The organism is Microbispora sp. CA-102843 (genome assembly GCF_050936215.1).
Lineage (GTDB): Bacteria > Actinomycetota > Actinomycetes > Streptosporangiales > Streptosporangiaceae > Microbispora.
Map to the genome: position 1 here is coordinate 1,040,259 of NZ_JBNJNF010000001.1, position 20,589 is coordinate 1,060,847.

Annotated in this window: 21 protein-coding genes and 1 pseudogene; 12 read left to right on the forward strand and 10 right to left on the reverse strand. The window is 70.1% G+C overall.

Annotated elements, in window-relative coordinates:
- Positions 1–37 precede the first annotated feature (37 nt).
- Positions 38–1,252 carry a threonine ammonia-lyase gene (gene ilvA / locus ACQEVJ_RS04845; protein ID WP_433097576.1) on the forward strand — a complete coding sequence of 405 codons (1,215 nt, stop codon included), beginning with the start codon at positions 38–40 and terminating at the stop codon, positions 1,250–1,252.
- Between the two features lie 67 nt (positions 1,253–1,319).
- Here the strand turns inward: ilvA and ACQEVJ_RS04850 are convergent, their stop codons facing one another.
- The 3 genes from ACQEVJ_RS04850 to hppD all read right to left on the reverse strand — a co-directional run bounded on the left by ACQEVJ_RS04850 (position 1,320) and on the right by hppD (position 4,623).
- Positions 1,320–2,816, reverse strand: coding sequence for a M1 family metallopeptidase (locus ACQEVJ_RS04850; RefSeq protein WP_433112564.1), 1,497 nt, complete (start codon positions 2,814–2,816; stop codon positions 1,320–1,322).
- A 139-nt stretch (positions 2,817–2,955) separates the two neighbouring features.
- The gene (locus ACQEVJ_RS04855; protein ID WP_433097578.1) at positions 2,956–3,462 is read right to left on the reverse strand and encodes an RDD family protein; all 507 of its coding nucleotides are present in this window, start codon (positions 3,460–3,462) and stop codon (positions 2,956–2,958) included.
- A 57-nt stretch (positions 3,463–3,519) separates the two neighbouring features.
- Positions 3,520–4,623, reverse strand: a complete 1,104-nt coding sequence (gene hppD, locus ACQEVJ_RS04860; RefSeq protein WP_433097580.1) for a 4-hydroxyphenylpyruvate dioxygenase — start codon at positions 4,621–4,623, stop codon at positions 3,520–3,522.
- Between the two features lie 96 nt (positions 4,624–4,719).
- On the opposite strand from hppD, the gene ACQEVJ_RS04865 reads away from it, so the two are divergent.
- Together ACQEVJ_RS04865 and ACQEVJ_RS04870 are read left to right on the forward strand one after the other, a co-directional pair.
- Positions 4,720–5,187 carry an Lrp/AsnC family transcriptional regulator gene (locus ACQEVJ_RS04865; RefSeq protein ID WP_433097582.1) on the forward strand — a complete coding sequence of 156 codons (468 nt, stop codon included), beginning with the start codon at positions 4,720–4,722 and terminating at the stop codon, positions 5,185–5,187.
- A gap of 201 nt (positions 5,188–5,388) precedes the next feature.
- Positions 5,389–7,839, forward strand: coding sequence for a transglycosylase domain-containing protein (locus ACQEVJ_RS04870; protein WP_433097584.1), 2,451 nt, complete (start codon positions 5,389–5,391; stop codon positions 7,837–7,839).
- 197 nt (positions 7,840–8,036) lie between these two features.
- On the opposite strand, the gene ACQEVJ_RS04875 is transcribed toward ACQEVJ_RS04870, so the two are convergent.
- A complete protein-coding gene (locus ACQEVJ_RS04875; RefSeq protein ID WP_433097586.1) occupies positions 8,037–10,034 on the reverse strand; it encodes a thioredoxin domain-containing protein in 1,998 nt (665 codons plus the stop codon).
- A 12-nt stretch (positions 10,035–10,046) separates the two neighbouring features.
- Positions 10,047–10,388 carry a hypothetical protein gene (locus tag ACQEVJ_RS04880; protein WP_433097588.1) on the reverse strand — a complete coding sequence of 114 codons (342 nt, stop codon included), beginning with the start codon at positions 10,386–10,388 and terminating at the stop codon, positions 10,047–10,049.
- A 213-nt stretch (positions 10,389–10,601) separates the two neighbouring features.
- On the opposite strand from ACQEVJ_RS04880, the gene ACQEVJ_RS04885 reads away from it, so the two are divergent.
- Entirely contained in the window at positions 10,602–11,765 is a 1,164-nt protein-coding gene (locus ACQEVJ_RS04885; protein ID WP_433097590.1) for a hypothetical protein, read from the forward strand.
- Positions 11,766–11,799: 34 nt separating this feature from the next.
- Here ACQEVJ_RS04885 and ACQEVJ_RS04890 read toward each other — a convergent pair whose 3' ends face one another.
- The 3 genes from ACQEVJ_RS04890 to mca are packed head-to-tail and all read right to left on the reverse strand — an operon-like array spanning position 11,800 to position 13,173.
- A complete protein-coding gene (locus tag ACQEVJ_RS04890; protein ID WP_433097592.1) occupies positions 11,800–12,117 on the reverse strand; it encodes a GNAT family N-acetyltransferase in 318 nt (105 codons plus the stop codon).
- Complete coding sequence (locus ACQEVJ_RS04895) at positions 12,114–12,281, reverse strand: hypothetical protein (RefSeq protein WP_433097594.1); 168 nt, start codon at positions 12,279–12,281, stop codon at positions 12,114–12,116. Before ACQEVJ_RS04895 ends, ACQEVJ_RS04890 begins: the two co-directional genes overlap by 4 nt.
- A gap of 10 nt (positions 12,282–12,291) precedes the next feature.
- A complete protein-coding gene (gene mca, locus ACQEVJ_RS04900) occupies positions 12,292–13,173 on the reverse strand; it encodes a mycothiol conjugate amidase Mca (protein WP_433097596.1) in 882 nt (293 codons plus the stop codon).
- Positions 13,174–13,326: 153 nt separating this feature from the next.
- Between mca and ACQEVJ_RS04905 the strand changes: the two genes are divergently transcribed.
- The 3 genes from ACQEVJ_RS04905 (at position 13,327) to ACQEVJ_RS04915 (ending at position 15,751) form a co-directional block, all read left to right on the forward strand.
- A complete protein-coding gene (locus ACQEVJ_RS04905) occupies positions 13,327–13,752 on the forward strand; it encodes a DUF4307 domain-containing protein (protein WP_433097598.1) in 426 nt (141 codons plus the stop codon).
- A 75-nt stretch (positions 13,753–13,827) separates the two neighbouring features.
- Entirely contained in the window at positions 13,828–14,328 is a 501-nt protein-coding gene (greA, locus tag ACQEVJ_RS04910; protein ID WP_142571247.1) for a transcription elongation factor GreA, read from the forward strand.
- Between the two features lie 109 nt (positions 14,329–14,437).
- The gene (locus ACQEVJ_RS04915) at positions 14,438–15,751 is read left to right on the forward strand and encodes a C40 family peptidase (protein ID WP_433097600.1); all 1,314 of its coding nucleotides are present in this window, start codon (positions 14,438–14,440) and stop codon (positions 15,749–15,751) included.
- Here ACQEVJ_RS04915 and ACQEVJ_RS04920 read toward each other — a convergent pair.
- Positions 15,720–15,932 (reverse strand): annotated as a pseudogene (locus ACQEVJ_RS04920) (hypothetical protein); the annotation flags it as partial. The gene ACQEVJ_RS04915 and the pseudogene ACQEVJ_RS04920 overlap by 32 nt on opposite strands.
- Here ACQEVJ_RS04920 and ACQEVJ_RS04925 point away from each other — a divergent pair.
- Positions 15,889–16,074, forward strand: a complete 186-nt coding sequence (locus tag ACQEVJ_RS04925) for a zinc-binding dehydrogenase (protein ID WP_433112567.1) — start codon at positions 15,889–15,891, stop codon at positions 16,072–16,074. The pseudogene ACQEVJ_RS04920 and the gene ACQEVJ_RS04925 sit on opposite strands and share 44 nt — an antisense overlap.
- Here ACQEVJ_RS04925 and ACQEVJ_RS04930 read toward each other — a convergent pair.
- Positions 16,071–16,703 (reverse strand): TetR family transcriptional regulator, encoded by a 633-nt coding sequence (locus ACQEVJ_RS04930; protein WP_433097602.1) that lies wholly within the window; start codon positions 16,701–16,703, stop codon positions 16,071–16,073. The genes ACQEVJ_RS04925 and ACQEVJ_RS04930 overlap by 4 nt on opposite strands.
- A gap of 92 nt (positions 16,704–16,795) precedes the next feature.
- Here ACQEVJ_RS04930 and ACQEVJ_RS04935 point away from each other — a divergent pair, with 92 nt between their 5' ends.
- The 4 genes from ACQEVJ_RS04935 to ACQEVJ_RS04950 all read left to right on the forward strand — a co-directional run bounded on the left by ACQEVJ_RS04935 (position 16,796) and on the right by ACQEVJ_RS04950 (position 20,566).
- Positions 16,796–17,314 carry a hypothetical protein gene (locus ACQEVJ_RS04935; RefSeq protein WP_433097604.1) on the forward strand — a complete coding sequence of 173 codons (519 nt, stop codon included), beginning with the start codon at positions 16,796–16,798 and terminating at the stop codon, positions 17,312–17,314.
- A gap of 280 nt (positions 17,315–17,594) precedes the next feature.
- Complete coding sequence (locus tag ACQEVJ_RS04940; protein WP_433097606.1) at positions 17,595–19,391, forward strand: phosphoenolpyruvate carboxykinase (GTP); 1,797 nt, start codon at positions 17,595–17,597, stop codon at positions 19,389–19,391.
- A gap of 124 nt (positions 19,392–19,515) precedes the next feature.
- The gene (locus ACQEVJ_RS04945; RefSeq protein ID WP_433097608.1) at positions 19,516–19,641 is read left to right on the forward strand and encodes a hypothetical protein; all 126 of its coding nucleotides are present in this window, start codon (positions 19,516–19,518) and stop codon (positions 19,639–19,641) included.
- 163 nt (positions 19,642–19,804) lie between these two features.
- A complete protein-coding gene (locus ACQEVJ_RS04950) occupies positions 19,805–20,566 on the forward strand; it encodes an isoprenyl transferase (RefSeq protein ID WP_433097610.1) in 762 nt (253 codons plus the stop codon).
- Positions 20,567–20,589: the final 23 nt, after the last annotated feature.

Sequence of the window (20,589 nt, forward strand, 5' to 3'; positions counted from 1 at the left end):
AGGCGTGTCGCTCCCCGGAACCTGTGATGATTGGCACATGGCTGTCCCACAGGTGACGTACGACGACGTCGTCGCCGCGCGCGAGTTGCTGTCGGAAGTGGCGGCGCTGACGCCCGTCCTGCACTCACGGGTGCTGTCCGAGATCGTCGGCGGCTCGGTTCACCTGAAGTGCGAGAACCTCCAGCGGGCCGGGTCGTTCAAGATCCGCGGGGCGTACGTGCGGATCGCCCGCCTGAACGAGGAGGAGCGGGCCAGGGGCGTGGTCGCGGCCAGCGCGGGCAACCACGCGCAGGGCGTGGCGCTGGGCTCGTCGCTGGTCGGAGCCAAGTCGACCGTCTACATGCCCGAGGGCGCGCCGCTGCCGAAGGTGGAGGCCACCCGGGCGTACGGCGCGGACGTGGTCTTCGCGGGGCACACCGTCGACGAGGCCCTGCGGGCGGCCAGGGAACACGCGGACCGGACCGGCGCGGTGTTCATCCACCCGTTCGACCACCCCGACGTGGTCGCCGGGCAGGGCACGGTCGGCCTGGAGATCCTGGAGCAGCTTCCCGGCACGGCCACGATCGTGCTGCCCATCGGCGGCGGCGGTCTCGCGGCGGGGGTCGCGCTCGCGGTGAAGTCCCAGCGCCCGGGGATCAAGGTGGTGGGCGTGCAGGCCGAGCGGGCCGCGGCCTACCCCGACTCGCTGGCGGCCGGCCGGCCGGTCATGGTCGAGCCCACGTCCACGATGGCGGACGGCATCGCGGTCGGGCGGCCGGGCGACCTGCCGTTCGAGCTGATCCACTACCTGGTGGACAGCGTCGTGACGGTCTCGGAGGAGTCGCTGTCGCGGGCCCTGCTGCTGTGCCTCGAACGCTCGAAGCTGCTGGTGGAGCCGGCCGGAGTGGCGGGGGTCGCGGCGCTGCTCGACCAGCCGCACGCGTTCGAGCCGCCGGTGGTCGTCGTGCTGTCGGGCGGCAACATCGACCCGCTGCTGCTGGCCAGGGTGCTGCGGCACGGCCTGGCGGCGGCGGGCCGCTACCTCGCCTTCCGCATCCGGCTGACCGACCGTCCCGGGGCGCTGGCCGCGCTGCTGGCCCGGCTGGCGGACCTCGGGGCCAACGTGCTCGACGTGGTGCACGAGCGGTTCGGCTCCCGGCTGCACCTGGAGGAGGCCGAGGTCCTGCTGCAGCTGGAGACCCGCGGCCCCGCGCACTGCGACGAGGTGCTGAGCGCGCTGCGGCGGGACGGCTACAAGCTGCTGTTCTCCTGAGCCGGACGGCGGCCGGTCAGGTGATCGCCGCGGTCAGGTGATCGGGGCGGCCAGGTGATCGGGGCGGTCAGGTGATCGTGGCGGGACGCTTCGGCTGGAACAGCCAGGCGTCGAACAGCCCCTTGAGGTTCTTGCCCGAGACGCGCTCGGCCAGCGCGATGAACTCCGGTGTCGTGACGTTGCCATACCTGTGGGCGTCGGTCCACGCCCTGATCAGCGGGAAGAACTTCTCGTCGCCGATCTCCCGGCGCAGGGCGTGCAGCGTCATCGCGCCGCGGGTGTAGACGGCGGCGCTGAACAGGTCGTCGGAGCGGGCCGTGCCCGGGGGGTAGGCCCACATCGGGTCCGCCGCGTTCGCGTAGTAGCGCCGGAACGCCGAATCGGCCGTGTACTTGCCGGTGTGCTCCGCCCACAGCCATTCGGCGTACGTCGCGAAGCCCTCGTTCAGCCACAGGTCCCGCCAGCGCCCGATGCTCAGGCTGTCGCCGAACCACTGGTGCGCGAGCTCGTGCGCGATGATCGCGGGCTCGGGGGAGAAGCCGCCGTAGATGGGCTTCGTCTGGTTCTCCAGCGCGTACCCCGCCGCGTAGTCGTCGATCACGCCGCCCGTGGAGGAGAAGGGGTAAGGCCCGAACACGGTGGACCAGTAGTCGGTGATCTTCCCCGTCTCCGTGAAGAGCGGGTCGAGCGAGCCGCGGAAGGAGTCGGCGACGGCGACGTAGATCGGCAGGCCCTTGTCGCTCTTGCCGGTGCGGACCTGGAACTTCCCGGTCGTCATCGTGGCGAGGTAGCTCGCCATCGGGTGCTTCTCCTGCCAGACGAAGGTCGTCTTGCCCGCCTTGGTCTGCGGCGTCCCGGCCATCTCGCCGTTGGCGATCGCGGTCAGCCCCTCGGGAACGGTGATTCGGAAGTCGTAGGTCGCCTTGTCGGAGGGGTGGTCGTTCGACGGGAACCAGGTCTTCGCGCCGTTCGGCTCACACGTGACGAACGCCCCGTCCGAGGTGGGGATGAAGCCGTACTGGCCGAGGTTGGCGGAGTCGCGCATCGGCTGGGGCACGCCCGAGTAGTCGACCGTGACCGCGAACGGGTCGCCGTTCGAGATCCGCCGGGCCGGCTCGATCACGAGCTCGTCCTTGCTGCGGCTGAACGAGGCCGCCGCGCCGTCCACCGTCACCCGGCTCACCGTGAGCCCGTGCAGGTCCAGGTCGAACGACGTCAGGTCCTGTGAGGCCTTCGCCTGGATCGTGGCGCTGCCCGCGAGGTTCCTGGACGACGGGTCGTACGACAGGCGCAGGTCGTAGTGCTGGACGTCGTAGCCGCCGTTGCCGTCGCTGGGGAAGTCCGGGTCGCCGATCCCCGGGGCGCCCGTGGTGCCCCTCGACGCGCCCGCACCCGGCGACGCCGGGGCGACCGCCGCCTGGGACGCCGGAGCGACGGCCGCCTGGGACGGCGCGACCGCGCCCTCGGACGGCGCGCAGGCCGTGACGGCGCCCACGGCCACGGCACAGATCAGGGCGGAGACCGATCGGCCGGCCCGCACGCCGGTCGGCGTGGTGGTCGGCACTGGCAACGGAGGAAGACGATGCGTGGACATATGTCTGGCAACTCTACGCGAGGCCACGCTGTGGTCCGGGTAGTGACTCCGGATGTTTTCCCTGCTCGCAGGGGTCGTCGAGGGTCCAGTGGCGCCTGAGTGACGGGTCTCAGGCGTCCACGACGAGCGTCCGGGCCGCCTTGTCGTGCAGGGCCTGCTTCCTGCGGTCGAACAGGATCCACGCGAGGTTCACCAGTCCGAGGCAGCACAGCCAGCCCAGCACGATCTCCACCGCCTGCCGCACCGCGATCGGCCCGGGCCCGGCCGGATCCCCGGTCTCCCGCACGACGCGCATGCCGAACAGCCTCTTGCCCACCGTCTGGCCGTTCCAGAACGACTGGAGCAGCCAGTAGTAGAGGAACCCGATCACCCCGACGAAAAGGCCGTTGCCGACCGGGATCCGCGCCACCGCCCCCGCCGTGCTGTCGTACACGACCCTCCAGTTGTCCCAGGTGACCGGCGAGGTGACGAGCCCGACGAGCACGGCGTCCACGATTCCGGCGAACAGGCGGCGCCAGCGGCCGGCGAGCCGCGGCGCCGTCTGCCCGAAGGGCGGGGGCGTCCAGGGGATCCTCGGTTCCTCGTACGGGTTTCCCGGAGGCGGCGGTGGTCCCATGGCTGAATGGTCACCCCGCCGCCCTTCGGTCAAAGCCGGGCAAGCGCAAAGGGTGCGTCAGAGGGTGCCGCGGCGTTCCTGCTCGCGCTCGATGGCCTCGAAGAGCGCCTTGAAGTTGCCCTTGCCGAAGCCGAGGGACCCGTGACGCTCGATGAGCTCGAAGAAGACGGTGGGCCGGTCAACCACCGGCTTGGTGAAGATCTGCAGAAGATAGCCGTCCTCGTCGCGGTCCACGAGGATGCGGCGCTTCTTCAGCTCCTCGACCGGCACGCGGACCTCGCCGATGCGGGAGCGCAGCTCCGGGTCGTCGTAGTAGGAGTCGGGCGTGTCGAGGAACTCGACTCCCGCCTCGCGCATGGCGTCGACCGTCGTGACGATGTCGTTGGTGGCCAGCGCGATGTGCTGCACGCCCGGGCCGCCGTAGAACTCCAGGAACTCCTCGATCTGGGACTTCTTCTTGCCCTCGGCGGGCTCGTTCAGCGGGAACTTGACCTTGCGGGTGCCGTCCGCGACGACCTTGGACATGAGCGCCGAGTATTCGGTGGCGATGTCGTCGCCGATGAACTCCGCCATCTTGGTGAAGCCCATGACCTTCTCATAGAACTCCACCCATTCCTCCATGCGCTCGACGTTGCCGACGCAGTGGTCGACCGCCTGGAAGAGCCGGCCGTTCTTCACCGCTGGCGGCGCGACGATGGGCTCGGCCGCGACGTATCCCGGCAGGTAGGGGCCGGTGTAGTTGGACCTGTCGATCAGCGTGTGCCGGGTCTCGCCGTAGGCCGCGATGGCGGCGACCACGATCTTGCCGTGGTCGTCCTCGACCACGTGGGGCTCCTCCAGCCCCCGGGCCCCCTGCTCCAGCGCGTGCCGGTAGGCCGTCTCCACGTCCGGCACGTCCAGCGCGAGGTCGATGACGCCGTCGCCGTGCTCGGCCACGTGGCGTGCGAGCGGCGTACCCGCCCGCACGGTTCCGCGCAGCTCGAACCGGGCCGAGCCCGACACGAGGACGTACGCCACCTCGTCGCGGCTGCCCGTCTCCGGCCCCCGGTAGGCCACCAGGCGCATCCCGAAGGCGGTCGAGTAGTAGTGGGCGGCCTGCTTCGCGTTGCCGACCGCGAAGACCACCGCGTCCATGCCGTGAACCGGAAAGACATCGTTCATGGGTCAACTGTCGATTGGCGTGGCCAATTTGTGCAACAGTGAGTTGATTCACTGGACAATGTGCTCAGTTATCGCCGCATACAAGAGGAAATCGTTATGACGATTGACCACCTCGATGCCCGGCTCGTCGCCCTGCTGGCCGCCGAGCCCAGGATCGGCGTGCTCGAGTGCTCCCGCAGGCTGAACGTCGCCCGGGGGACGGTGCAGGCCCGGCTCGACCGGATGGCGGAGAGGGGAGTCATCACCGGCTACGGCCCGAACATCGATCCGGGCGCGCTCGGCTTCGACGTGACGGCGTTCGTGACGTTGCACATCCGGCAGGTCGCGGGACACGTGCCGGTGGCCGACCAGCTCGCGCTCATCCCCGAGGTCCTGGAGGTCCACACGATCACCGGCGGGGGAGACATGCTCTGCCGCGTGGTCGCCCGCAGCAACGCCGACCTCCAGCGCGTCATCGACCTGATCGTGGACGTGCAGGGCGTCGTGCGGACCGAATCGGTGATCGCGCTCGACACGCCTGTGCCGTACCGGACCCTCCCGCTCGTCCGTGCGGCCGGGGGCTGACGCGCGTTTTCCACAGTGTCCTTGCCGCGGGGCAGGCTTTTCCACAGACGTCGCGGGAAGTGCCGGACCATCGATGGCCATCGTTTACCGTGGTTCCATCCGCCCAGCTCAGAGGACACAAATGGGCGTAGCGGGGGTATCGGACTTATCGGGGGTCACAGCGTGGACAGCGCCGAGGAGGGCCCGATCGGGGAGGGCGCCATGGATCCACGGGCGTCACTCGGCGGCCCGGACGGGGGAGGAGGCGGCGGGGACGGCGGCACGCCGGAGCCTCGCCGGCGAAGACGGCTGCCGCGTGTCCTCCTCGTGAGCGTGGCCACCGGGATCGTCGGGCTCGCCGTGTTCCTCGCCGTGGTGTGGGCGCTGACCCCCATCCCGGACAGCACCCAGGAACTGGCGACGGCCCAGGGCTCGGTGATCTACTACCGGGACGGCAGGACGGTCCTCGCCACCGAGGGCGTCAACCGCAAGAACGTGCCGCTCACGCAGGTCCCCCAGGTCGTCAGAAGCGCGGTCATCGCGGCGGAGAACCGGACGTTCTATCAGGACCAGGGCGTCTCCCTGTCCGGTACGGCCCGCGCCGTGTGGTCGACGATCAGCGGCCGTCAGCTCCAGGGCGGCTCCACGATCACTCAGCAGATGGTCCGCAACTACTACACCGGCCTCGGTCAGGAACGCTCCATCGGGCGCAAGCTCAAGGAGATCATGATCGCGCTGAAGGTGGATCGTTCCAAGTCGAAAGACTGGGTGCTGGAGCGCTATCTCAACACCATCTACTTCGGCCGGGGGGCTTACGGCATCCAGGCCGCCGCGCGGGCCTACTTCGACAAGGACGTGCAGAACCTGACGGCGGCCGAGGGCGCCTACCTCGCCGCCGTGATCCAGCAGCCCACCCGTTTCGCCAACCCGACCGGGGCCGCGCTCGACGCGGTGAAGGCCAGATGGACGTCGGTGATCAAGGGCATGCGCGAGACCGGCGCGATCACCCGTGAAGAGGCCGCCGCCCAGGTGTTCCCCACACTCGCCGAGCAGCGGGCGCCGCTGTCCCTCGGCGGCCAGAACGGCTACATGCTGGCGCAGGTGCGCGCCGAGCTGAACCGGCTCGGCTTCACCGACGAGGACATCAACCACGGCGGCCTGAAGGTCACCACGACGTTCGACAAGAAGCTGATGGCGCAGGCCCAGCAGGCGGTCAAGTCGGTCCTGCCGGACGACACCCCCAAGAAGGTCCGCACCGGCCTGGCGGCCATCGATCCCGCGACCGGTGAGGTCGTCGCCTTCTACGGCGGTCGTTACGAGACCAACCAGTACGACAACGCCTTCTCCGCCAAGGTGCAGGCCGGCTCGACGTTCAAGCCCTACACGCTGGCCGCCGCGCTCGAAGCGGGATACGGGCTCGACACGCTGGTCTACGGCAACTCCCCCATCCGCATCGGCTCCGCCGACATCCCCAACTCCGGGGGCAAGTCGTACGGGCAGGCGATCACACTGCTCCAGGCGACGCAGTTCTCGGTCAACACCGCCTTCGTGGACCTCGGGCAGCGGATCGGCCTCGACAAGGTCGTCGCGGCGGCGCGGGCCGCCGGGATCCCCGCGGCGCAACTCGTCCCACACCAGGGCGCCGCCACGTTGCCCCTCGGCGTGGCCTCGGTGAGCGCTGTTCAGCAGGCCTCCGGGTTCGCCACCTTCGCCGCCGGAGGCATCCACCACGAGCCTCACGTGATCCGGGCGGTCACCGACAGCACCGGACTCACCCGGAAATTCGCCCCACCCGGCACCCGGGCCTTCAGCGAGAACACCGCCGCCGACACGACGTACGCACTGGAGCAGGTGGTGCGCAGCGGCACCGGCACGGCCGCGGGGCTGTGGGACCGTCCGGTGGCGGGCAAGACCGGCACCACCGACGAGTCGGCGGCCGTCTGGTTCTCCGGCTACGTCCCCCAGCTGGCCGTCGCGGTCAACATGTTCCGCGACGACAACAAGCCGGTGACCGTGCCCGGATACGGCGAGTTGTACGGCGGCACCCTGCCCGCCGAGATCTGGAAGACCTTCATGAGCACCGCCATGGAGGACAAGCCGGTCAGGGAGTTCCCCGACCCGGTCACGTGGAACCCCTACTACTGGGACACCTACGGCATGGCCATGCCCCAGCAGGGCGGGGCTCCCACGGCCTATCCGTCGGGGCCCGCCGGGTCGCCCATGCCGTACGGGCGGGATGACGAGACGACGGTGCCCGGCCAGGACATGCCCGGCGCGCCCACGGGCGCGGACGAGGAGCAGCAGGGCGCGACCGGCCAGGACGGCGAGGCAGGCCCGAGAGGCGGCGCGAACGGCATCGGCGACGCGACCGGCCAGAGCGGCCCGACCGGCACGGGCCGCACCCGCGATACGGGTGCCGCGGACGCCGCCACCCGCGCCGGCCCCGAGACGGGGACCGCCAGATCCGACGCGGGCGCCACCGGCACGGCTGCCAAGCGGGCCGGCCAGACCGACCCGGGCACCCGGCGGACGGGCCAGACGGGTCAGTCCGGCCAGAACGCGCAGACTGGCCAGACTGGCCAGAATGGTCAGAGCGGTCAGAGCGGCCAGGCCGGCCCGGTCGCGCAGATCCCCGGGCCGCAGCTCCCGGTCGCCCAGGTCCCCGCTCGCTGACGGCCCCGGCCCGGCACTCCGGTGGCGGGCGACTGTGACGCTCAGGCGACCCCATCGCCCCGCTGCCGGCGGTGGGGCCTGCTGTGGAGAGCCGACAACTCCACCGCACGCGTCCGCGCCCTCGTCCGGGCTGCCGGCGATCTGGTCGGAGATCACACCTGAGGGCGCCCCGACCTGCCGCCTCTGCTGTGCCGCTTCTAGTGGGTCAGTTCTGCTCGCAGTTCGGCGGGGGTGGTGACCGGCGCCCGGCAGGTGAACCGCCGGCACACGTAGGCCGCGGGCGAGCCGTCGACCATGCCCCGCCCTTCGAGCAGCGGCACGTCCACCGGCGCGGTGCCGAGCTGCCCCGTGCCCAGCGCGACGACCAGCCCCGGAGTGCCGGACATGAGGGCCGCCCGGTGCAGCGCGCGGGTGCGGGCGTCGTCGGCCGGGCCGATGATCGCCACCTCGGCGGGGCCGCGCAGCGCCGCCTCCGCCACCGCGAGACCCCACCCGGCGAACCGGGCGTACCGCCCCGCCAGCGCGGAGACCGTGCCCAGGGCCGCCTCGGCCGCCTCCCGGTGCCGGGCCGAACCGGTGAGCGCGGCGTACGACAGCAGCGCCCCCGCCGCCGCGAACTGGCCCGACGGCGTCGCGTTGTCGGTCGGGTCCTGGGGCCGCTGGAACAGCCGCTCGCCGTCGTCAGGGGCGTCGTAGAACCCCCCTGACCCGTCCGGGAACCGCGTCAGCACGGTCTCCAGCAGGTCTCCTGCGCGGTGGAACCACCGGCTCTCGCCGGTCACGCCGTAGAGGGCGAGGAAGCCCTCGGCCGTGTTGGCGTAGTCCTCCAGCATGCCCGCGTTGGCCCCCGCCCGGCCGTCGCGGGAGGTCCGCAGCAGCCGGGCCGGGTCGTGGCTCACCGTGTGCAGGTCGTCGAGCAGCACGGCCGCCTCACGTGCGGCGTCGACCAGGTCCTGCCGGTCGAAGAGCGCGCCCGCCTCGGCCAGGGCGGCGATCGCGAGCCCGTTCCAGGAGGCCACGACCTTGTCGTCCCGGCCGGGCCGTGGCCGCCGCTCCCGCGCGGCGCGCAGGGCCGTACGGACCCGGTCGAACCGGGCCGGGTCGTCGGGGTCGGCGAGAAGCTGGAGCACCGACATGCCGTGCTCGAACGTGCCGGTCACCTCGAACACCGATGCCGCCCAGGCGGCGTCGTCCTCCCCGAGGACCTCGCGGAGCTGTTCGGGGGTCCAGACGTAGAACAACCCCTCGCCGTGGGTGCCGTCCGGTCCCTCGCTGTCGGCGTCGAGGGCCGAGGCGAAGGCGCCCTCGGGCGTGCGCATCTCCCGCAGCAGCCATTCTGCGGTCTCCAGGACCACCCGCCTGGCCAGGACCGAGCCGGTGGCGCGCCACCAGTGGGCGTAGACCCGCAGCAGCAGCGCGTTGTCGTAGAGCATCTTCTCGAAATGCGGCACGACCCAGCCCACGTCGACCGAGTAGCGGGCGAAGCCCCCGCCGAGCTGGTCGTACATGCCACCCCTGGCCATCGCCTCCATGGTCGTCTCCGCCATGGCGACGGCCTCTCGGGTGCCATGCCGCAGCAGGAACTCCAGGACCATGGACGGCGGGAACTTGGGCGCCCCGCCGAATCCGCCCCGCCGCTCGTCGAAGCTCTCCGCGAGGTTCCGTACGGCGAGGTCGAGGGTCTCGGCGGTGGGCAGTGGGCCCGACGGCGTCCCGGCGCGTTCGGCGAGCGCCTCCACCACCTTCTCCCCCTGGGCCAGGACGCCCTCCCGGTCCTGCCGCCAGGCCTGCGAGACGGCGTCCAGCAGCCGCTGGAAGTGCGGCCGGGGGAAGTAGGTGCCGGCGTAGAACGGGTGTCCGTCGGGGGTGGCGAAGACCGTCATCGGCCAGCCGCCCTGCCCGGTCATCGCCTGAACCGCGCCCATGTAGACGGCGTCCACGTCGGGCCGCTCCTCGCGGTCCACCTTGACGTTGACGAACAACTCGTTCATCAGCCGGGCGGTGGCCTCGTCCTCGAACGACTCGTGCGCCATGACATGGCACCAGTGGCACGCCGAATAGCCCACGCTGATCAGCAGGGGGACGTCGCGCCCGCGCGCCTCCGCGAACGCCTCCTCACCCCAGGGGAACCAGTCCACCGGATTGTCCGCGTGTTGCAGGAGGTAGGGAGAGGTCTCGCCGCCCAGCCGGTTCATAGGGCCAGCCTCTCACACCGTCGAAAAAGGACGATGCGGGTAAGGATGACGTGGTGGTCCTTCCGAGGTGCTGCGTTCCTGCCTGCGGTGGGCGATGTCGTCCATCGTGGTGGTGGGCAGCGTGCCCGCCTCGGCGGCCCCGCGGACGCGGTCACGATGGGGATCGGTGTCGAGCATCGCCCGTCCCCACCAGGTCGTGAGCACGCCGTCGAGTTCCGTCCCCTGCTGAGCTTCCAGCAGCTCCGCGAAGATCTGCGCCCGACGGGCGCCCCGGAGGGCGTTCGAGATACCACCGATGGTCCGGGGCACACGCGGCTGTTCGGCCGAATGCTGGTGGACGGGCTGAGCGCTCACCGACACCGCCTTTCGTCGCTCCCGACCAGGGTACGGCGCAGTGGACAGGCTCCGGGGTCGCTCGCGTGATTCATCGGCACCAGTGGCGCGCCGAACAGCCCACGCTGATCGGCGAACCGTTTTCCCAGGTGGGGCCGTTTGCCATGTCCGGGGCGAACGCGTGGGAGACCGCGGGGATGTGTTCCGGCCCGTCCCGGCGTAGGCTCACAGGACGTGGGCTTGGATCTGGACTTCGCTATCAGGCACTCGGGACGCCCGGCGGCCGCTATGACGCGGCGCGACGTCGCGCGGGTGCTGCTGGCCGTTCCGTCCGGACAGGCCCTGGTCGCCCTTCCCGACCTGCGCCGGCAGATGTTCGCGGCGGGCAACCCGCTGTCGCCCAGGTTCTGGGAGTCGGCCAAAGCCGTGCTGATGAGCATCGAGTCCGGCGTGGCGACGGTCGGCGACGTGCAGCGCTGGCTGGAGTCCAGCGGGACCGAGCCGATCATGCTCACCCGCAGCTACTTCCTGTGGCCCGAGGAGAGCGAGCGCGGCCCGGTGGCCACCGAGATGTACGAGCGGCTGGTCGAGTTCCTGGAGGAGCGGCTGGCGGCCGGAGAGATCGACGCGGACGCGCTGGCCGCCGGGGATCCCGGCGCCCGGCACGCCTACGAGGAGCTCCAGGAGCGCTGGCTCGGCACCCCGCTGCCGGACGGCAGGGTGCCCAACGTCGTGGTCAACGACGAGCAGGACCAGGAGCTGTACGCCGCCTGGGACGAGGAGGAGGCGTTCGCGCTGAGCGAGCTGCGGCGGGTGCTCGACGACCTGCCGGAGCCGCCCTTCCCCGAGGCCGATCTCCGCTTGGCCGCCCAGCGGCTGCGCGTGACGCTGACTCGGCCCGGCTACCCGGGCAACGTGCTGCGCGCCTGCGCCGGGCTGGAGGACGGCGAGCTGCCCGAACGCGACGAGGACCTGTGGCTCACCGTCGCCGCCGGGATCGCCGCGCCGATCTCCGACCTCCCGGACGAGGAGGACGCCGCCCGGTTCTTCGACATGGAGGGCGAGCTCAGCCACGAGGACTCGATACTGGCCTCGTTGTGCGCCATCCACCACGCCGACTGGCTCGCCTCGGTGATCGCCCTGGTCCGGTACGGCCCCGGGGTGCTCGCCTCGCCCGAGCGGATCGCCCGGTTCATCGCCGACTCCGAGGACGTCGACCTGGACCCGGACGAGCCGGAGGACCTGGAGGCTACGGAGATGCTGTTCACGGCGGTGACACCGCTGTGGGCGCACCTCGGCATCGTGAACCGGGCCGAGGTGCTGACCCCGCTGGGCTGGTGGGGCCTGCCCAAGGCGCTGGAGCGCGCCTGGTCCTCAGGTCCCGCGCTACCTGACTGAGGCTGCGCGACCGAGGCTGCCCGACCGAGGGGGGTCACCCGGGCGTGTCGACCAGGTCCCCGTAGCCGTCGTCCACCAGATCGCGATATTCCGGATGGCGCTGGATGTACCAGGCCACGAACGAGCACAGCGGCACGACCCGCAGACCGGCCGCCCGCGCTCCGTCGAGTGCCCCGCCCACCAGCCTGCTGCCCAGCCCGCGGCCCTCGAACTCGTCGCGTATCTCGGTGTGCGGGAAGACCATCGAGCCGCCCCGCAGCCGATACTGGGCGAACCCCGCGACAGCGCCGTCGAGAAGGATCTCGTAACGCGACGCGGCGGGGTTGTCGACGACCTGGGCGGCCGCGCTCACGCCTCGGGCCCGTTCCCGTGCCGTTCGTCCTCGTGGCCGTCGTGCGGCACCTGGATCTTCCTCATCTGCTTGTTCATGTTCTTCAACAGGAAGAACAGGGCCAAACCGATCCCGGCGACGACAAGGAAGCCCAGGAGACCCGGCCCGTAGCTGGTTGCATCCACGCCTTCCAGCTTACGAGCAGGCAGGGGTGACCTCCGCGTGGATCCCCGTGAACAGGTCATCCTCCGGCAACGAGGTGTCCACGAGCGACCGCGCGAGGTGGTAGTCCTCGGTCGGCCAGATCTCCTCCTGGAGCTCACGCGGGCAGACGAACCAGAACCCGTCGGGGTCCACCTGGGTGGCGTGCGCGAGCAGGGCGAGATCGCGGACCTCGAAGTACTCCGCGCACGGGACCCTGGTGGTGACCTCCCACTTCTGCGGCCGGTCCTCCCACCGCGAGATCCAGTCGGCGTACGGCGAGCCCATGTCGCGCTCGGTCATGGCGTTGTGCAGCGCCTCGAACCGCTCCCGGGTGAAGCCCATGTGGTAGTAGAGCTTCAGCGGCTGCCACGGCTCACCCGTGCCGGGGTAGCGGTCGGGGTCGCCCGCCGCCTCGAACGCCTCGACCGACACCCGGTTGGTCATGATGTGGTCCGGGTGCGGATAGCCGCCGTTGTCGTCGTACGTGAGGATCACGTGCGGCCGGAACTCCCGGACGGCGGCGACGAGCGGCGCCGAGGCCACCTCGAGCGGCTGCAGCGCGAAGCACTCCTCGGGCAGCGGCTCGTTCTCGTCCTCCGGCAGCCCGGAGTCGACGAAGCCGAGGAAACGCTGCTGGACGCCGAGGATCTCGCGCGCCTTCTCCATCTCCTGGCGGCGCACCTCGCCCATGTTCTCCAGGATGTCGGGCCGGTCCATCTTGGGGTTGAGGATCGAGCCGCGTTCACCACCCGTACACGTGACAACGAGCACCTCAGCGCCCTCCGCGACGTAGCGGGCCATCGTGGCGGCACCCTTGCTCGACTCGTCGTCTGGGTGCGCGTGTACGGCCATCAGCCTCAACGGTGCACTCACGGCTCTCCTCATGGTGTCCTCTGGCTACGAAAAGAGGTTAGCTTCTAAGAGACCCTGTGTTCCGGACCCGGTATGGCCCCGCGTCGCGGACACGGTCGACTTGTGCGGACGATCGTCTCGCACAACACCGACAATCCTCAGGGAGATTCCGCGATGCCCACCGATGAGGCCGGCGGCCAGGGGACACGCCCGGTGCTCGGCACGCCGGACGACTTCGTGCCCCGCCCGGCGCGGCCCGCCAGGCTGGTGACGTACGTCGTGATGGCGCTGATCGTGGCGGTCATCGCGGGCGGATGGGGCTACGTGATGCTCCGCGCCAACGGGAATCCGTCCGTGAGCGCGGACGTGATCACCTTTGACGCGAGCGCTCCGGACTCCGCCGCCATAACCTTCACCGTGCACAAGCCCGCCGACCGGGCGGCGATGTGCCGGATCCAGGCACTCGACACCAAGCACCTGGAGGTCGGCAGCCGCGAGGTCGACATTCCCAAGGGGCGGTCGGACCTCGAGTTCACCGAGCGGCTGAGGACAAGCGCCCAGGCCACAGCAGTACATGTCGACTACTGCGATCTCGTATAGTGGAATCTTTGGGGAAGCGTTCGAAGGCGTTAACTTGACAGCCTTTCGAGTCACTTACGGAAACAAGGAGAGCCCGTGGCCGTCTCCCAGAACGACAACGTCACCTGGCTGACGCAAGAGGCGTACGACCGCCTCAAGGAGGAGTACGAGTACCTTTCGGGCCCGGGTCGCACGGACATCGCCAAGAAGATCGAAGCCGCCCGGGAAGAGGGTGACCTCAGGGAGAACGGTGGCTACCACGCCGCCAAGGACGAGCAGGGCAAGATGGAGGCCCGCATCTTCCACCTCCGGCAGATCCTGGACAGCGCCAGGGTCGGTGAGGCTCCCCGCGCCGAGGGCATCGTGGGTCCCGGCATGACCGTGACGGTCCGCTTCGCCGGCGACGACGAGGAGGTCACCTTCCTGCTGGCCTCCCGCGAGGAGAGCGGCGCGCCCATCGACGTCTACTCGCCGAACTCTCCCCTCGGGTCCGCGATCAACGGCAAGAAGATCGGGGAAAAGGCGACGTACACGCTGCCCAACGGCAGGCAGAACACCGTCGAGATCCTCGAAGCCGTTCCGTACATCGGCAACTAGGTCCCACCCTTTTCGCCGCGGCCGGGAATTCCGTATGCGTTTGCGGTATTCCCGGCCGTGCGGCAGTCTCGTCGAGGACCGGACCATTCGCCGCGGGAGGGGTGAGATCGTGCTCGAACGCCGAGCGCGTCCGTCCACCCGTTTAGGCAGGAAGCTCGCGAGAGCCGCGTCCGAGGCTCGTCAGGACCTCGCCTACCGCCCCCGCCTGCCCCGCCCCGGGCGCCTGCGCAAGACGGTTCCCCTCATCGCTGTGGCGCTCGCCACCGTGCTGACGATCGACGTGCTCGTGCTCGGTGAACTCGGGTCGGAATCCCCGAGCTCAGGCGAGGTCACGGCCCTGTCCGAGCAGCGCACGGGCAACGGCTACGTGGCGGCGGCGCGGCAGGCTCGCGACACGTCGACTCCGACGCCGGGGCGCCAGGCCCCGGTCGCCCAGACCGTGACGCAGCAGCCGGTGGCTCCGCTGGAGCGGCTGACCCGCCCGCACCTGTTCGTGGTGGCCAACCGGCCCCTCCCACCCGAGGTGGTGGAGAAGGTGCGCAAGGAGAAGGGCGTGACCGCCGCCGAGGTGACCGGCGCGGCCGACGTGGTCGTGGACGGCAAGCGGGTGCCGACGATGGGCGTCGACCCGTCCACCTTCCGCTCGTACACACCGAAGGTGACGGCCTCCTCGGACGAGTTGTGGCGCAACATCGCCGCCGGCGACATGGCGGTCTCCTTCGAACTCGGCAATGACGGCGGCGTGCAGCTCGGCTCGCAGGTCCACAGCGGCGCCAGGCGGCTGCGCATCGGCGCGTACGCCACGGTGGGCATGGGCTCGATCGCGGCGATCGTCTCGAAGGGGACGGCGACGGCGCTCGGCATCCCGGACGGCAACGCCCTGGTCGTGAGCGCGCCCAAAGTCGACTCCCGCAAGCTCCGCCTCAGGCTGCTGAAGATCCTGCCCAAGGGCAGCCAGGTCGCCACGATCAACCCGGTGGTGGTGACGCCCAAGGGGCGCACCGTGTGGCCGCAGACCGCGTTCATGTCCGTGGAGCAGCTCAAGGTCGCGCTCACGGCGGCCGTCGGCAAGCTCGGCCGGCCCTACGTGTGGGGCGCCGAGGGGCCCGACAGCTTTGACTGCTCGGGGCTCGTGCAGTGGGCGTACGCGCAGGCGGGCGTGCGAATGCCGCGGGTGACGTCGCAGCAGTGGGCCACCGGGCCGCAGGTGCCGCTGTCGCAGGCGCAGCCGGGCGACCTGTTGTTCTGGCGCAACGACCCGACCAACCCCAGCTATATCTCGCACGTCGCCATCTACTGGGGCAACGGGAAGATGCTGCACGCCCCGCACACCGGCGACGTCGTGAAGATCGCGAACGTCTACACCAAGAACCTCGCCGGGGTCGTCCGGGTCAGTCCGCAGCTCTCCGCCCGCGTCCGCTGACCGCGCCGGCGGCCAGGCCGTCCATGACGAGCGAGAACAGGTGCTCGCGCCGCTCGGCGACGACAGGGCCCTGCTCGGCGATCCAGCCGATGGCGCTGGTCAGCGCCAACACGTCCATCCCGTCGGCGTCGGGCCGGATGTGGCCGTCGTCCTGGGCCCGTTTGACCAGGCGTCCGGCGGCTCTGCTGGAAGAGGGCTCGCTGCGCGTCGGCCTGGACTCCGTCTTCCCGCTCGCCGAGGCCGCGAGGGCCCATGAACGGGCCGAGCGCGGGCACATCCAGGGGAAGATCGTCCTTCGGGTCGTGCCGGACCGGATGGACTAGATCGGCAGCCCGGCCTCCAGGCAGCCGAGAGCCTCGTCGACCAGATCGGGCAGCGGGGTGGCGCCGTCCCGCTCGACCCAGGCGAACAGGGCCGGGAGCAGGACTCCCATGACCGCGCCGGCGAGGGCCCGTACGGCGAGGCTGTGGGGGTCGCGGCCCGCCCGCTCGGCCACCGCGCCGGCGAGCACGTCGATCGTGGCGAACAGCCCCTCCACGGTCCGCGCCCGCAGGGCGGGCACGGAGGTGGACAGCTTGGTCCGGGCGAGCAGCTTGTCCAGCTCCTCGGCCCGCATCGACGCGAACGCGGTACGGAACGCGCCGCGCAGCGCGGTCAGCGGAGGCAGGTCCGGCGGCTGGGCCTTGATCATCTCCATGAGGATCGGGTCGTAGTCGTCCTGGGTGACCACGTCCTCCTTGGTAGGGAAGTAGCGGAAGAACGTGCTCGGCGAGACCTCCGCGGCCTCCGCGATCTGCTCGATCGTCGTGGCCTCGTATCCCTGCTGCGTGAACAGCCGCAGGGCCTCCTCCTGGATGGTCCGGCGGGTCTTGGCCTTCTTGCGCTCGCGCAGGCTCGTGACAACGCGGTCGGATGGATGCGGGGTCCGGTCGGCGCGCTGTGGTGAGCTCATGCTCCGATTTTGCCGTTTTTCCACCCCTGCCCGTACTCCCCGGTAGGAGGACGCACTGGGTCATAACTGAGCAGCGATGTAATGTTGATTACATGCATGCAGAAGAGCAGTTGAGCGCCTGGTTTGCCGGCCGGTTGCCCGAGAACTGGTTCGCCGAAGCCCCCGAGGTCGTCGTGGACCGCGAGGAGATCACCGTGCTCGGCACGCTTCCGCCGCTGTCGGTGGCCGATGGGCTTCCCGACCTGGAGCGTGCGGCGGCGGTCGAGGGGTACGTCGAGCGATTCCGCGAGGAGACCCGCGAGCGCAGGATCGAGATCGCCAAGGAGGCCGAGCACCGCTTCCGCCGCAAGGTCTCCTGGGGCGTCGTCGCCGGTGGCGAGACAGTGATGTTCACCACTCTCTCCGTCCCCGTCATGACCCGGCTGCGTCAGCCGGAACGGCAGGTCCTCGACACCCTGGTCGCCGCGGGTGTCGCGCGCAGCCGCAGCGACGCGCTGGCCTGGTGCGTCCGGCTCGTCGGCAAACACACCGACAGTTGGCTCGCTGACCTGCGCGATGCCCTCCAGCACGTGGACCGGATCAGGGCGGAAGGTCCCGGCGGATTGGACTGAACCAATTGCCGAAGAGGTCTGGACCATTCGAATTGGCCTATACCAATGTGTAACGCCGGCGAGGCGGGTAAGGGGGAGAAGGACGTTTTTTCAAGAGGGCCAGAGTGGGTAAGGTCCCACAACATCACTGCCTCTGCCTGCGTCGATGCTGTCTGAGGCCGTGAAGCCGAGAATGGCGCCGATTTAACGGAGTGGAAACACGATGGTCTACTCCAATTGGATTCGGAAGCCATTCATCGCTGATGATGCTCTGGCCCTGAGAGATTAAGGAGCCGCCCCCGTGTCCATTTCAGTTGAGGTACCGAGGCCCACGACTCACAGCGATCTGGCGGCCTGGGTGAGCCAGATCGCGGAGCTGACCCAGCCGGACCGGATCGAATGGTGCGACGGCTCCGAGGCCGAATGGACGCGCCTGACCAACCTTCTGGTCGAGCAGGGCACCTTCACGCGGCTGGTCAAGCGTCCCAACAGCTTCTACGCGGCCTCGGACCCGAACGACGTCGCCCGCGTGGAGGACCGCACGTTCATCTGCTCCGAGCGTGAGGAGGACGCCGGGCCGACCAACAACTGGATCGCGCCCGACGAGATGCGCCGGACGTTCGCCACGCTGTTCAAGGGCTGCATGCGGGGCCGGACGATGTACGTCGTGCCGTTCTGCATGGGCCCCCTGGGCGGGAACATCTCGCAGCTGGGCGTCGAGATCACCGACTCGCCGTACGTCGTGGTGTCGATGCGGATCATGACCAGGATGGGCGAGGCAGCGCTCCGCCTCATCGAGGAGCGCGGCGACTTCGTCAAGGCGGTCCACTCGGTGGGCGCGCCGCTGAAGCCCGGCCAGGCCGACGTGCCGTGGCCGTGCAGCGGGACCAAGTACATCAGCCACTTCCCGGAGAGCCGCGAGATCTGGTCGTACGGCTCGGGCTACGGCGGCAACGCGCTGCTGGGCAAGAAGTGCTACGCGCTGCGGATCGCCAGCGCGATGGCCCGCGACGAGGGCTGGCTGGCCGAGCACATGCTGATCCTCAAGCTCACGCCGCCGCAGGGCGAGGCGCGTTACGTCGCCGCGGCCTTCCCGTCGGCGTGCGGCAAGACGAATCTCGCCATGCTCCAGCCCACGATCCCGGGCTGGAAGGTCGAGACGATCGGCGACGACATCGCCTGGATGCGCTTCGGCCCGGACGGCCGGCTGTACGCGATCAACCCGGAGGCCGGCTTCTTCGGCGTCGCGCCCGGGACCGGCCAGTCCACGAACGCCAACGCGATCGAGACGCTGTGGGGCAACAGCATCTTCACGAACGTCGCGCTGACCGACGACGGGGACGTCTGGTGGGAGGGCCTCACGGACGAGCCGCCCGCGCATCTCACCGACTGGAAGGGCCGCGACTGGACGCCGGAGTCCGGCGAGCCCGCCGCCCACCCGAACGCCCGGTTCACCACTCCGGCCGAGCAGTGCCCGACGATCGCCCGCGAGTGGCAGGACCCGGCCGGGGTGCCGATCTCGGCCATCCTGTTCGGCGGCCGCAGGGCGACCGCGGTGCCGCTGGTGACCGAGTCGCTGAGCTGGCAGCACGGCGTCTTCCTCGGCGCCAACGTGGCCTCGGAGAAGACCGCGGCGGCCGAGGGCAAGGTCGGCGAGCTCCGCCGCGACCCGTTCGCGATGCTGCCGTTCTGCGGCTACAACATGGGCGACTACTTCGCGCACTGGGTCGAGGTCGGCAAGATGACCGACCCGGAGAAGCTGCCCAAGATCTACTACGTGAACTGGTTCCGCAAGGACGCGGGCGGCCGCTTCGTGTGGCCGGGCTTCGGCGAGAACAGCCGGGTGCTCAAGTGGATCGTCGACCGGCTGAACGGCGTGGCCGACGCCGTGCCCACGCCGATCGGCAACCTGCCGGTCTCGCTCGACACCGAGGGCCTCGACATCACGCCCGAGGACATGGAACTCCTGCTCAGCGTCGACCCCGAGGTGTGGCGCGAGGAGGCCGCGCTGATCCCGCCCCACTTCGAGACCTTCGGCGACCACATGCCGAAGGAACTGTGGGACGAGTACCGCGCCCTCGTCCAGCGGCTCGGCTAGGCAGGCGTACGCCCGCCCGCGCACCCGCTGCACCAGCTTCCTGGCGGACGGTGGACGGAACTTTCCCCGTGGAAGGTTCGTCTTCGGGACAGCCGGGGCGCGGGCGACCGAGCTGTGCGGCCGGGTGACGCCGCCCGGCGTGCTGCCGGCCAAGCGGCGCGGCTCGGTCGCCCGCGCCGCCCCGGACCTCGCCGAGATCCTCGGCGCCGAGTTCGCCGGTCTGTCGCGGCGTACGCCGCGGAGCATGTGAAACCCGAGGATGGGGCGAGGGCGGACGCGCGGGATTTCGCCGCCTGGCTGCGGGGCGCGGGGGCGCCCCTGACCGTGTCCCGGAAGACGGGAGGAGGGCAGGGCATGCCGGTTCGCCCGCGATAATTGGTGATCGAGCCCACCGTCGCGAGGAAGAGGGTCGCATGAGCATGCGCGATCTCGTGTACAAGTTGTACGAGCGCAGGCTCGAACGGAAGCTGTCCTCCGACCAGATCCCCCGCCACGTCGGCATCATCGTGGACGGCAACCGCAGATGGGCGCGGGCCATGGGCCTGCGGGACGTCAGCCGGGGCCACCAGAAGGGCGCCGACAAGATCTCCGAGCTGCTGGTGTGGTGCCGCGAGGCCGGGGTCGAGTACGTGACGCTGTGGCTGCTCTCCACCGACAACCTCGCCAGGGACAAGGCCGAGCTGGAGCCGCTGCTCCAGGTGATCGAGAACCTCGTGCAGGATCTCGTGGACCAGGGATGGCACATCAACCCCATGGGCTCGCTCGACCTTCTGCCCGATCACACGGCTCATGTCCTCAAACACGCAAAAGAAACCACATCGCATCGTCCAGGCCTGATTGTGAACGTTGCCGTTGGGTATGGAGGAAGGCGTGAGATCGCTGATGCGGTGCGCTCCCTCCTCCAGGAGCATGCCAGCAAGGGCGCGAGCATCGAGGACCTCGTCGAGGTCCTCGACGTTGAGCACATCGCGGAGCATCTCTACACGCGCGGCCTGCCCGATCCGGATCTCGTCATCCGGACCTCGGGAGAGCAGCGACTCTCCGGATTCCTGCTCTGGCAGAGCGCCCACTCCGAGTTCTACTTCTGCGAGGCCTACTGGCCCGACTTCCGCAGAGTCGACTTCCTGCGGGCGCTCCGCTCGTACGCCGCACGGCACCGTCGGTACGGCTCCTGAGACGGTACGTGACCAGCATCTTT